Here is a 12,331-nt window from a genome sequence, read left to right on the forward strand (position 1 = left end):
ATTGAACGGAAGAAACGATGCTATTCAACCAAGCCTCACGCCTGGCCAAAATCACCAGTCCCCTCGGGCCGGATGTGCTGCTGCTCAATGAAATGGGCGGCGGCGAGGAGCTGGGCAGGCTGTTCAATTACGAGCTGCAACTGACGTCCGTGGACGCCAACATCGATCTCAACCAGTTGCTCGGCAAACCCATGAGCGTGGGCCTGCAATTGGCGGACGGTGGCGAGCGGCACTTCCACGGCATCGTCGCGCGGTGCAGCCAGAATATCGACCAAGGCCAGTTCGCCAGTTATCAGGTGACGCTGCGCCCATGGTTTTGGCTGCTCAGCCGCACCTCCGACTGCCGGATTTTCCAGAACCTGAGCATCCCGCAGATCATCAAGCAGGTGTTTCGCGACCTGGGCTTTTCCGACTTCGAAGACGCCCTGAGCCGGCCGTACCGCGAGTGGGAATACTGCGTGCAGTACCGCGAGACCAGCTTCGACTTCGTCAGCCGTTTGATGGAACAGGAAGGCATCTACTACTTCTTCCGCCATGAGCAGGACCGCCATGTACTCGTGCTGGCCGACGCCTACGGCGCCCACACCACGGTGCCCGGCTACGCGTCGATTCCGTACTACCCCAAGGACGAGCAGCAGCGCGAACGCGACCATATGCACAACTGGCACTTGGCGCACGAAGTACAATCGGGTTCGCTGGAGCTCAACGACTACGATTTCCAGCGCCCCAGCGCCAGCATCGACGTGCGCTCGGCCATGCCGCGCCCGCACACCGCCGGCGACTATCCGCTGTACGACTACCCCGGCACCTATGTGCAAAGCGAAGACGGCGAGCACTATGCGCGGACCCGCATCGAAGCGCTGCAAACCCTGCATGAGCAGATCGAGTTCAGCGGCAATGCTCGCGGCCTGGGCTCGGGGCATTTATTCAGCCTGACCGGCTTCAGTCGTCAGGACCAGAACCGTGAATACCTGATCGTCGGCTGCCGCTACTACATCGTCCAGGAAAGCCTGGAAAGCGGCGGCGGTTCGGGCTCGGCACAGTTCGAAAGCAGCCTCACCTGCATCGACGCCCAGCAGAGCTTCCGCCCGCTGGCCAACACCCATCGGCCCATCGTCAAAGGCCCGCAGACCGCGCTGGTAGTCGGCCCCAAGGGCGAGGAAATCTGGACCGACCAGTACGGCCGCGTGAAGGTGCATTTCTACTGGGACCGTCATGACCAATCCAACGAGAACAGCTCGTGCTGGATTCGTGTGTCGCAATCCTGGGCCGGCAAGAACTGGGGCTCGATGCAGATCCCACGGATCGGCCAGGAAGTGATCGTGAGCTTCCTTGAGGGCGACCCCGACCGGCCGATCATCACCGGGCGGGTCTACAACGCCGAGCAGACCGTGCCTTACGACCTGCCGGAAAACGCGACCCAGAGCGGCATGAAAAGCCGTTCGAGCAAGGGCGGCACGCCGGCCAACTTCAATGAAATCCGCATGGAGGACAAGAAGGGGTTGGAGCAGTTGTACATCCATGCCGAGCGCAACCAAGACATCGTGGTCGAGGTGGATGAAAGCCATTCGGTGGGGCATGACCGCAACAAGAGCATCGGCCATAACGAGACGGTGACCATCGGCAACAACCGCCTGCGCATCGTCAAGCAGGAAGACATCCTCTCGGTGGGCCAGAGGAAGACCGACAGCATCAGCCAGAGCTATGTCATCGAAGTCGGTGAAAACCTGCGCCTGGTCTGCGGCGAAAGCATCCTGGAGTTGAACGCCAGCGGGCAGATCAACCTCACCGGCGTGCAAATCAGCTTCTATGCCAGCGGCGATGCCGAGTTCAACACCGGCGGCGTGCTGCACCTGAACAACGGCGGCGGCCCCGGCGCGACTCCGGACGGCCAGGGCCAGAAAGCCGCCATCGACGCCAATATCAAAGCCGCGTTCCCCGCGCCCAAAAGCTCCTGACGAGACCTGTTTGCCATGACGTACCGGATCAACGAATTCCAGTTTCAACTACCCGCCAGTGAGCTGCAGGACGCAACGATCAATATCCTCAAGTTTCCTGAATTGGGCACCTCCCTGATCGTCAGCCGCAGCCTGCTCGCCGAGGGTGAAACCCTGCACAGCAACTTCAATGACCAACTCCAGCGCCTGGAAAAACAGGTGCAGGACCTGCGTTATCAACCGGGCGTGGACGTGCGCCTGGGCGCGGCCCAAGAGGTGGAAGGCATCGAGCTGCGCAGCCAATTCAACAAGGGCAATGACAAGGTGTTCCAGTACCAGCTGGCGTTGGTACTGCCGGGTACGCGCAAGATGCTCGCGTTGAGTTACGTGAAGGCGGACACGCTTGGGGATGCCGAGGCGGCGCACTGGGCGTTGATCAAAAACTCGCTGTCGTTCGACGCTATTTCTTGATGAGCGGCCTGCATGTCTGACGCGTTATGGGCGGCCCGGATGGGCGATGCGCTCTCCCACACCTCAATGATGGCGGACATCCTTGGCGGCGTGCTGGAGGTAGCGGCCAATATCGCGATCACCGCCGTGGCGACCGCCGCCGTGGTTGCCGCCACCGGGATTACCGTCGCGACCGGAGGGCTTGGCTGCTTCCTGCTGGGTGCCGTAGTGGGCACGATTGTCGGCCTGGCCATGAGCAAGACCGGGGCGGACAAGGGCCTGACGAATTTATGCGATACCTTCGCCAACGCACTGTTCCCGCCCACGGTGCAGGCCAATATTCTCACCGGCGCCACCGACACTCTCACCAACAACATCCCGGCCGCCCGCGCCGCCGGGGCGATCAGTTCCCATGTCGCGCCAGCCGGCACCGAGCTGGAAGAACCCACGCCTGAAGCAGAAGCCAGCTATCTGGACATGGCCGAGAGTTTCTTCTCGCAGATGTGGCGTCCCACGGTTGCGACACCCGCTCCCGGCGCCGTGCCCAAGCCGCTGGACCTGGTGGTGTGCATGAAGCACCCGCCTATGCCGCCGCAATTCCTGGCCGAGGGCTCGGATAAGGTCACGATCAACGGCCAACCGGCAGTGCGCAGCGGTGATCGCAGCACCTGCGATGCAACGGTGGTGTCGTCCGGCCTGATTTCCTCCAACGTGACCATTGGCGGCGGCTCGGTGGTGGTGCGCGAGATTCGCAGTGGCAAGACGCCGGGCGTGGGGCTGGCGGTCACGGCGCTGTTGATGCTCAAGGGTGGCAAGGGCAAGTTCTTCAGCAAGTTGCCGTGCATGCTGATCGGCGGGGCCACGTCGATGGCCGTCAGCAGCGCGATGGGGGCCGTGGCGAACGCAGCGATGGGCTCGTCGAACCCGGTGCATGCGGCCACAGGCGCGAAGGTGCTAGGCGATGCCGAGGAGCTGGATTTCGTACTGCCCGGCATCCTACCGATCGACTGGCAGCGCTTCTACAACAGCCGCGATGAGCGCTCGGGTGGAATGTTCGGTGCAGGCTGGAGCGTGCCCTATGAAGTGTGCGTCGAGATCCTGCCCCATTCAGAGGGCGGTGAAACGCTGATTTATACCGACGAGCAAGGTCGACCTATCGACATGGGCTCCATCCCCCTGGGCGGTGCCGTGTTCAGCGCGGGTGAAGGGCTGGCCGTGCGGCGGCATCTCAATGGGCAGCTGTTGATCGAGAGCGATGAGGGCTTGTATCGCTTGTTCGAGCCCACTGCCGACCCATCGCTGCTGCGCCTGACTCAACTGGGCGACCGTAACGACAACCGCATCCATGTCGACTACGACGAAGCCGGTCGCCTGGTGCGGCTGCGTGATACGTTCGATCTCGTGCAGGTTGAGTTGATCCATGATCAAGGCCAGTTAGCGCGCATCGAACGTCTATACCCCGACCAGCGCCGAGAAGTGCTCGTCAGCTACGGCTTCGACACAGCGGGGAACCTGGCTGAAGTGCGTGATGCAACGGGCCAGGTTCAGCGTCGTTTCGCCTACGACAGTGGTCGCAGGATGGTGGAGCACCAACTGCCGACCGGGCTTCGTTGCTTCTACGAATGGTCTTTGGTTGAAGGTTTGGAATGGCGCGTGGTCCGGCACTGGACCGATGAGGGCGACGCTTACCAGTTCGACTATGACTTGCAGGCCGGTATCACCCGTATTACCGACGGCTTGCAACGCGTTAGTACCCGGCATTGGAACACCCAACACCAGATCATTCGGTACAGCGACAACCTTGACCACACCTGGCTGTTCGAATGGAACGACGAGCGCCAGTTGCTGAGCGCCACCGACCCTCAGGGCGGGCGCTTTGAGTACAGCTACGATGAGGCCGGCAACCTGATCGGCGAAACCGACCCGCTGGGCCGCAGCGATTCGACTTTATGGCTGGAGCATTGGGCGCTGCCACTGGTGGAAACCGATGCCGCCGACAACAGCTGGCACTATCGCTATGACTCACGCGGCAACTGCATCGCCGAAACCGATCCGCTGGGCTATATCACCCGTTACCGCTACGACGCCCACGGCCAGCCCGTGGAAATCATCGACGCCACCGGCAAAAGCAAAAAACTGCGCTGGAACCCTTTCGGGCAATTGGCCGAGCACATCGACTGCTCGGGTTACCCCAGCCGGTTCAGCTACGACGAGCGCGGCTATCTGCAGGTCATCACCGATGCCCTGGGTGAGCGTACCCAATTCAGCTATGACGCCCAGGGGCGTTTGCTCACCACCCAATTGCCAGACGGCCGTACCGAGCACTATCAGCGTGATGTCAGCGGTCATCTGGTGGGTTACACCGACCCAGCCGGACACACCACGCTCTATCAACACAACCGCCGTGGCCAAGTCCGCCAACGCACCGACGCCCATGGCCGGCAGGTGCAGTTCGGCTATGACAGCTATGGACGGCTGCAAGCGCTGATCAACGAAAACGGCGAGCGTTATCGTTTTGCCTGGGATGCCGGCGACCGTCTGGTTGAACAGCAGGACCTCGACGGCAGTGCCAAGCTCTACAGCTATGACCCGCTGGATAACGTCGCGGCGGTGACTGCCGTGCCGGCGCCTTACGGAAACGGTCTGGCCCTGGTGCCCGAAACGCCGCCCGCGCCTATCGTCCATCGATTGGAACGCGATGCAGTGGGCCGGCTGATTGCCAAGACCACCGACGATGGCCGCACCGACTACAGCTACGACGCAGTGGACCAGCTCACGGCTGTCACCTTCACCGACTCGCAGGGCAACGCCCAAGCCCTGGGTTTTGCCTACGACGCCCTCGGCCAACTGCTTTGCGAGCAGAGTTCAGCGGGCAACCTGCAACATCATTACGACGAGCTCGGCAACCTGATCCAGACCCAACTGCCGGACGGCCGCTGGCTCAATCGCCTGCACTACGGCGGTGGCCATCTGCACCAGATCAACCTCGACGGCCAGGTCATCAGCGACTTCGAACGCGACCGCCTGCACCGCGAAGTACTGCGCACCCAGGGCCAGCTCACCACTCGCAGCGAATATGACCGAAGTGGCCGCCTGCGTTCGCGCCAACGCCGCTTGGCAAGTCAGCCCTCGTTGATGCCAGCGGCCGCGCAAAAGCAGTTCGAATACGACCCCGCCGACAACCTGATCGGCAAACTCGACCAACAACCCGCCGCGCAGCACCGCCAACTGCTGCACTACGACGCCACCGGTCGCATCATCGCCAGCCAGGACAGCCTGCACGGCCAGCGTGAAACCTTCGCCTACGACGCCGCCGCCAACCTGCTCGACGGCCCGCAGGCGGGTGCCGGGTTGGTGGTGCATAACAAGTTGCTGACCTATCAGGACAAGCGTTATCGCTATGATGCGTTTGGGCGGATTATCGAAAAGCGCAGCGCGAAACGGGGTGTGCAGCGGTTTGCCTACGATGCTGAAAGCCGCTTGATTGAAGTGCGTAACGATGACGGCAGCGTCGTGCGAATGACCTACGACCCGCTGGGCCGACGCATCGAAAAAACCGAGCATGGCAGTGACGGGTATCCGCTGGGAGAAACGCAGTTTGTGTGGGATGGACTGCGGTTGTTGCAGGAGCATAAACACAGCCAGACCAGCCTCTATGTTTATGACGATGACGGCTATGAACCGCTGGCCCGCGTCGACGGCATGGGCCCGTTGCAGAAGATTCGCTACTACCACAACGACCTGAATGGGTTGCCGGAACAACTGACCGAGACCGATGGGCACAGCGTCTGGCAGGCGACTTATCGGGTGTGGGGCAACACGCTGGAGGAAGTGCGCGAGCCTTATTACATTGAAGAGCAGAATCTGCGGTTCCAGGGGCAGTATCTGGACCGGGAGACGGGGCTGCATTTCAATACGTTCAGGTTTTATGATCCGGATGTGGGGCGGTTTACTACGCCGGATCCGATTGGGTTGCTGGGTGGCCTGAACCTCTACTCGTACGGTGCAAACCCTATTACCTGGCTGGATCCACTAGGCTGGACCCCAACGCCCCTAAACAAACCTGGTTTCTATGTTTACGGGCTCTACGCCCCCGGTGCTAAAACGCCTTACTACATCGGTCACACCGAGCAGGATCCTGCGGCGCGTGAAAGTCAGCACGACAGGTCCACGCGGCTTGGAAAAGGAGAGCTGCGTGTGTTGAAAGGTCAGGACGGCAAGATGACTTACTCTCAAGCCAAAGGTTACGAACAGGCCTACCGAGAGAAATACAAAACAAAAGGCAAATTCCCCGGCAATGTCATCGAACCCATCAATAAAAGCCGCACTGATGCACGGGGCAAAAGTCACTATAAAAACTACAGGGCTGCGGCCAAAGCGCTGGGCATCAAGCCGAGCAAAATCAAATCTTGTACCTAAAAGAGGCTGCTGTATGAAAACCCTCAAGGCACCCAAACCGGGTGATCTTTTCTACATCCCAGCCCTCAACGATTCAGATGAGCCTGGCTTTGTGATTGCACGCTATATCGAGCTGATTCCTCCTGCGCTGGGACATCTGATTGAGGTTTTTGAGAAATTCTATACACAAATCCCAACCTCGATCAGCGAGGTGGACACCTCAAAACATTTGTTTCGACCGATTTTCTGCAGCATGCATTTTTCAGATATCCCTCGCTGGAAGATTCTTTTCAGTGACCCGGACTACACGAAATCGACCTCTGGTTATGACAGAATTCAATTCGCGTTTGAGTCAGAAATCTGGACTGGCGGCGTAAGCACGCCCGCATCTGAGGAACAGCTGGTAAATATTGAACCCTCAATTTGCTGGCGTATGCATCACATTATTTTCAGAGTAATTGCTCATCTGCGTGGAGCGCTTACAGAGGGTGAGGCTATGGACTATGAGCACATACCCGACGACTTACGCATTGATAGCGTTACCGCTTCAGAGCGAGTAAACAAGGCAGTCCTGCATACGCAAGAATTATTTGACTCCAAATAAGAGTAGACCGCTTACTCAACGATAAAGGCGATGGCGATAAAGGGAACAGATCTATTTAATCCGGATAGGAACTGTAAATAAATCTGCCCCCTTTGTCGTACTCTGCAACAACAAAGTCGGCTGACATCGAAGGCCACAGATCAACTTTTAAACTTTGACGCTGTGGCCTGAGATTGTTGATTGGCACTGCCGACGTGTTACTCTTCGTCTTCTACAATTGCGTTCCTCGATGCAATCAACACCTTGGTCATCTTGTTCATATAAGCGTAACGCTCTTCAATATTTTTTATACGAGACTCATCAGTCGGCGCTTGCGACGAGTCGGACGCAACATAAGGTTTATAAATAATCCCGTAGCGTTCACCAATGTCTTCCATCTGTTCTTCTATGGCGTCCATTCTTTTCTCAAGTGCCGCAAGCCTTGAGGGAGTATCAGTGGGCGCACTGGGGTCTTTACCCATAGCCTTCGCGTCTTTCCCTTCGTTGATGGAAAGAATATTGTTGACCATCAGCTCGGTTTTTATTTCGGCGCCCTCAAGACGCGCGTCCAATTTTTGCTGTTGCGTCGCGGACGGGTCTACCGTAGTGACAGTGCCATCCGCGTTCTTTTTTTCTGCACCCGGCATTTCAGCTTGCGCATCAATTCTGTCCGCGATGGCTTTAGAGCCTACATGCTCTGCCACACTGAAGGGCAAATGAATCAATGTACCTACGGTTGCACTTATTAAGGCGTTACGCGCGCTGTACGCCAATTGACTGGATAATGGCGTAAATGCATTTGCGTTGTGCAAGTTGCCAATGGCTTTCGAGTTATTGGCGGCGCCCTGCACACCATTTGGCCCACCTATTGGCTTCTTGGGTGGCACGGCGACTTTAGGGGGCTTGGGGGGCTTGGGTGCCGCGGGTGGCTTAGGTGGTTTGGGGCGCTTTGGGGCCCTGAAAAACTTTAACCTAGAACCTGCTCGCTTATATCGGGCTTGATTCTCTTGATCACTCGCGACGGGGTACTGGGACGAGCGACCACCTCCGTTATTCAGGCTCCGTTCAACGTCAGAACTGTCTGGAGCTGTCAGATGATTGCCTGAAACTGCTGGAGTCGTAACACCATGAGTTTTTGGCTGAATCATTGGAGCAAGTAGTGGAATGTATGACTTTTCGGACACGTTCATAAATAGACCTCTTAACAATTATTAGAGAGGGCTCCCTGCAACCTCGAAATTTAAGTGACGCTCTGCACAAACAAGTTCCAAAACACTATAACTATTTAAATGACAAAAACATTCGAAAATGCACATCGCAACTTGCGCAGCAAGTTCCGAAAACACATAAAATGAAACCCTATCAACAGTTCGCCCACTTTTCTTCTTCCCACAAAAAATGGGCACCCAACCTCGTCGGCGTGCCCATTTTTCCTACCGCCCCGCCCCCTTTCGAGACGGTACTGCCGGTTACTCGTTAACGGTATCTTTCAGCGATTTGCCCGGTTTGAACGCAACCGTGTTGCTGGCCTTGATTTTCACCGGTTCACCGGTTTGCGGGTTTTTGCCAGTGCGGGCGCCGCGATGGCGTTGCAGGAAGGTGCCGAAGCCAACCAGGGTGACGCTGTCCTTGCGGTGCAGGGCGCCGGTGATTTCTTCGAGAACGGCGTTGAGGACGCGGTTGGCCTGTTCTTTGGTGAGATCCGCTTTTTCAGCGATGGCGGCTGCGAGTTCTGGTTTACGCATAAGTGAAGCCTCTTTGACGGTTTTTTGTTGTTATGTCCGTGCTGCTCTCTTCTGGAGCAGCGCCCAAAGCGCCGCAGGCTCTACTCTGCGGCAGACGGGAGTGAGGATGGCATGCCATCGCACGCTCCGCCAGTCTTGCGGCGACCTTTCTAGGGTGAAAAACGCGGTTATTCCGACAGAACGACCGGTATTTACGCCAGCAACGGCGGAAGCTCTTTATTGAGGGCGAGTTTTTCCATCACAGCGCTGCCGGTCAGGGCATAGCCCAGCAGGCGGCCGCTGGCGTCGCGGCACAGGGCCTTGATATCGGCGCCCTCGCCTTCAACGCTCCACACGCCTTCGGTACCCCGTGGCGGTGGCGAGACCACCAGCGGGCACACCGGCGTCTTGACGGTCACCGGCATCGGGCCGTAGCTGACTGCCGTGGCGTTGCCGGCCAGGGTCTGGGCCAGCGCGCGGGCGCAGCTCATCAGCGGCATCACGTACAGCAGGTTCAGTCCGTCGACTTCGGCGCAATCGCCCAGGGCGTAGATGTTGGCGTGTGAGGTCTTGAGGTGGCGGTCCACCATGATCCCGCGATTGGTCTGCAGGCCGGCGGCGGCGGCCAGATCCACCCGTGGGCGCAGGCCGATGGCTGAGACCACCAGGTCGCAGGCGATCACTTCACCGTCCGACAGGTGGGCTTCCAGGCCGTCAGCGGTGCGCAGCAGGCGATTGAGCACTGGACCGAGATGGAAACGCGCGCCGAGACTTTGCAGTCCGGCCTGGACCGCTGCGGCGGCGGCCGGGTGCAGCAGGGTCGGCATGACTTGCTCGCACGGCGCCACCAGGTCGATTTCATAACCGCCCAGGATCAGGTCGTTGGCAAATTCACAGCCAATCAAGCCGGCGCCGAGCAGCAGCACACGGCGCTTACCGGCAGCCGCGGTACGGAAGCGTGCGTAATCTTCGAGGTCATTGATCGGGAAAATCAGCTCAGCCGCATCGCCTTCCACCGGTACACGCACGGTTTCGGCGCCCCAGGCCAGGATCAGGTCGCGGTAAGCCACCGCTTCCTCACCAATCCACAAGCGCTTGTGGCCAGGGTCGATGCCGCTGACGCGAGTGTGGGTGCGCACTTCGGCCTTGAGTTGTTCGGCCATTGCGCCAGGTTCAGCCATGCTCAGGCCATCGGCTTCCTTGTTCTTGCCAAAACCAGTGGAGAGCATGGGCTTGGAGTAGGAGCGCCCGTCATCGGCGGTGATCAGCAACAAGGGGGTCTCGCTGTCGAGCTTGCGAAACTCCCGGGCCACGTTGTAACCGGCCAATCCTGTGCCGATGATCACGACAGGTGCGCTCATTCCCTTCTCCTTGTAGTACTTATCTGAAAACCAAAAATCAGCCGATTTCGATCATTTCGAAATCCATTTTGCCCACGCCGCAGTCCGGGCACAGCCAGTCTTCCGGGACGTCTTCCCAACGGGTGCCAGGCAGAATTCCGTCATCCGGCCAGCCGTCTTTCTCGTCATAGATCAGGCCACAGACTACACATTGCCACTTCTTCATCACTTGCTTCCTCAGGGTCAGGCATCTTGGCCGACGGTCGATAGACCCGCGTTGCCGTGCGGCTCAGGGCGTTTTGTACTGATCGGGGCCGGCAGATGCAAGCACGATCGACGCAAACAGCCGGTTCGGTCCGGCAAAAACCAGAGGCGTCATGGTAAGCTCGCCGCCTCTTTTGCTGCCAATACTGACTCACCGTGCCGCACTCAATCGACCCTCCCGATGCTTGCCAATGGCTGATCCAGAGCCTTCTGCACCCCGCGCCCGCGCCCTTGACCCTCAACTGGCTGTTCAACGAAGACTCGCTGACGCGGCGGCTGACGTGGCTGTCCAACGACGGTTTCAGCGTGACGCCGCTGTTCGAGGGCTGGCAACCGTTACGAGACGATGAATGCGCCGCCCTGGCACTGCCACCGGCCAGTATCGGCTGGGTACGCGAGGTGTATTTGCGTGGTCACGGCCAGCCTTGGGTGTTCGCGCGCAGTGTGGCGGCACGCAGCGCCCTGCAGGGCGACGGCTTGCATATGGATGAATTGGGCAGCCGCTCACTGGGCGAATTGTTGTTCTGCGACCAGGCATTCACGCGCCAGGCCATCGAGGTGTGCCATTACCCACAACAATGGCTGCCTGTGGCGGATCAGGTCGACGGCCTATGGGCGCGCCGTTCACGTTTTGATCGCGGGCCGCTGAGCGTGTTGGTTGCGGAGATCTTTCTGCCCAGCTTCTGGCACGCGTTGCACGCCCATCCGGAGAACTGCTGATGTACCAGCGTCTGCTCAAATCCCTGAACCACTTGAACCCGAGGGCCTGGGATTTCATCCAACTGACCCGCATGGACAAGCCCATCGGCATCTACCTGCTGCTGTGGCCGACGCTGTGGGCGCTGTGGATTGCAGGCAAGGGCTCGCCCTCCCTGCTCAATATCGTGATTTTCGTGTTGGGCGTGGTGCTGACCCGCGCCGGTGGTTGCGTGATCAATGACTGGGCCGACCGCAAGGTCGACGGCCATGTAAAGCGCACCGAGCAGCGCCCACTGGTGAGCGGCAAGATCAGTTCGAAAGAGGCGCTGGTGTTTTTCGCGGTGCTGATGGGCATCAGTTTCCTGCTAGTGCTGCTGACCAACGCCACCACCATCCTGCTGTCACTCGGTGGCCTGGCCCTAGCGGCGAGCTACCCGTTCATGAAGCGCTACACCTACTACCCGCAGGTGGTGCTGGGGGCGGCGTTTTCCTGGGGCATGCCGATGGCGTTCACTGCCGAGACCGGCAGCCTGCCCGCCACCGCGTGGCTGCTGTACATCGCCAACCTGCTGTGGACGGTGGGCTACGACACGTATTACGCGATGACCGACCGCGATGACGACTTGAAGATCGGCGTGAAATCCACGGCCATCCTGTTTGGTGAAGCCGATCGCGTGATCATTCTGACCTTGCAGGGCCTGTCGCTGGCGTGCCTGTTGCTGGCCGGAGCGCGGTTTGAGCTGGGCGGCTGGTTTCACCTGGGGCTGCTGGCGGCGGCGGGCTGTTTTGCCTGGGAGTTCTGGTATACGCGGGACAAGGATCGGATGAAGTGCTTCAAGGCGTTTTTGCACAACCACTGGGCAGGGTTGGCGATTTTTGTCGGGATTGTGGCGGATTACGCATTTCGATGAGGGGCCAGGCCCCTCACCGTTAGAG

At 59.2% G+C, this 12,331-nt stretch carries 10 protein-coding genes; 6 read left to right on the top strand and 4 right to left on the bottom strand.

Annotated features, from left to right (window positions below; all coding sequences use genetic code 11):
- Positions 1–17 precede the first annotated feature (17 nt).
- Genes CI807_RS05850 through CI807_RS05865 form a run of 4 tightly spaced genes read left to right on the top strand, consistent with a single transcriptional unit; the run spans position 18 to position 7,389 of the window.
- Positions 18–1,958 (top strand): type VI secretion system Vgr family protein, encoded by a 1,941-nt coding sequence (locus CI807_RS05850; protein ID WP_095014016.1) that lies wholly within the window; start codon positions 18–20, stop codon positions 1,956–1,958.
- A 15-nt stretch (positions 1,959–1,973) separates the two neighbouring features.
- Complete coding sequence (locus CI807_RS05855; RefSeq protein WP_095014017.1) at positions 1,974–2,408, top strand: DcrB-related protein; 435 nt, start codon at positions 1,974–1,976, stop codon at positions 2,406–2,408.
- Between the two features lie 12 nt (positions 2,409–2,420).
- Complete coding sequence (locus tag CI807_RS05860; RefSeq protein ID WP_095014018.1) at positions 2,421–6,806, top strand: RHS repeat-associated core domain-containing protein; 4,386 nt, start codon at positions 2,421–2,423, stop codon at positions 6,804–6,806.
- Between the two features lie 13 nt (positions 6,807–6,819).
- Entirely contained in the window at positions 6,820–7,389 is a 570-nt protein-coding gene (locus tag CI807_RS05865) for a hypothetical protein (protein WP_095014019.1), read from the top strand.
- A 197-nt stretch (positions 7,390–7,586) separates the two neighbouring features.
- On the opposite strand, the gene CI807_RS31710 is transcribed toward CI807_RS05865, so the two are convergent.
- From CI807_RS31710 to CI807_RS05885, 4 genes are all read right to left on the bottom strand, one after another.
- Positions 7,587–8,558, bottom strand: a complete 972-nt coding sequence (locus CI807_RS31710) for a hypothetical protein (RefSeq protein WP_256578716.1) — start codon at positions 8,556–8,558, stop codon at positions 7,587–7,589.
- 279 nt (positions 8,559–8,837) lie between these two features.
- Positions 8,838–9,113: an HU family DNA-binding protein gene (locus CI807_RS05875; protein WP_095014020.1), complete on the bottom strand. Its 276-nt coding sequence runs from the start codon at positions 9,111–9,113 to the stop codon at positions 8,838–8,840.
- A 191-nt stretch (positions 9,114–9,304) separates the two neighbouring features.
- Positions 9,305–10,453, bottom strand: coding sequence for an NAD(P)/FAD-dependent oxidoreductase (locus CI807_RS05880; RefSeq protein ID WP_095014021.1), 1,149 nt, complete (start codon positions 10,451–10,453; stop codon positions 9,305–9,307).
- A gap of 37 nt (positions 10,454–10,490) precedes the next feature.
- On the bottom strand, positions 10,491–10,658 hold the full coding sequence (locus CI807_RS05885) for a rubredoxin (RefSeq protein WP_015886569.1): 168 nt from the start codon (positions 10,656–10,658) through the stop codon (positions 10,491–10,493).
- 194 nt (positions 10,659–10,852) lie between these two features.
- On the opposite strand from CI807_RS05885, the gene CI807_RS05890 reads away from it, so the two are divergent.
- A complete protein-coding gene (locus CI807_RS05890; RefSeq protein ID WP_095014022.1) occupies positions 10,853–11,416 on the top strand; it encodes a chorismate lyase in 564 nt (187 codons plus the stop codon).
- Positions 11,416–12,306, top strand: coding sequence for a 4-hydroxybenzoate octaprenyltransferase (gene ubiA / locus CI807_RS05895; RefSeq protein WP_016978626.1), 891 nt, complete (start codon positions 11,416–11,418; stop codon positions 12,304–12,306). Before CI807_RS05890 ends, ubiA begins: the two co-directional genes overlap by 1 nt.
- The last annotated feature ends 25 nt before the right edge of the window (positions 12,307–12,331 follow it).

The sequence above is a fragment of the Pseudomonas sp. NS1(2017) genome, from assembly GCF_002269425.1.
In the GTDB taxonomy this organism is placed as follows: Bacteria; Pseudomonadota; Gammaproteobacteria; order Pseudomonadales; family Pseudomonadaceae; genus Aquipseudomonas; species Aquipseudomonas reactans.

What these genes read in the sequence shown, in the direction of transcription:
- CI807_RS05850 (WP_095014016.1), top strand. Translation starts at nt 18, where the DNA reads ATGCTATTCAACCAAGCCTCACGCCTGGCCAAAATCACCAGTCCCCTC.
- CI807_RS05855 (WP_095014017.1), top strand. Translation starts at nt 1,974, where the DNA reads ATGACGTACCGGATCAACGAATTCCAGTTTCAACTACCCGCCAGTGAG.
- CI807_RS05860 (WP_095014018.1), top strand. Translation starts at nt 2,421, where the DNA reads ATGTCTGACGCGTTATGGGCGGCCCGGATGGGCGATGCGCTCTCCCAC.
- CI807_RS05865 (WP_095014019.1), top strand. Translation starts at nt 6,820, where the DNA reads ATGAAAACCCTCAAGGCACCCAAACCGGGTGATCTTTTCTACATCCCA.
- CI807_RS31710 (WP_256578716.1), bottom strand. Translation starts at nt 8,558, where the DNA reads ATGAACGTGTCCGAAAAGTCATACATTCCACTACTTGCTCCAATGATT.
- CI807_RS05875 (WP_095014020.1), bottom strand. Translation starts at nt 9,113, where the DNA reads ATGCGTAAACCAGAACTCGCAGCCGCCATCGCTGAAAAAGCGGATCTC.
- CI807_RS05880 (WP_095014021.1), bottom strand. Translation starts at nt 10,453, where the DNA reads ATGAGCGCACCTGTCGTGATCATCGGCACAGGATTGGCCGGTTACAAC.
- CI807_RS05885 (WP_015886569.1), bottom strand. Translation starts at nt 10,658, where the DNA reads ATGAAGAAGTGGCAATGTGTAGTCTGTGGCCTGATCTATGACGAGAAA.
- ubiA (WP_016978626.1), top strand. Translation starts at nt 11,416, where the DNA reads ATGTACCAGCGTCTGCTCAAATCCCTGAACCACTTGAACCCGAGGGCC.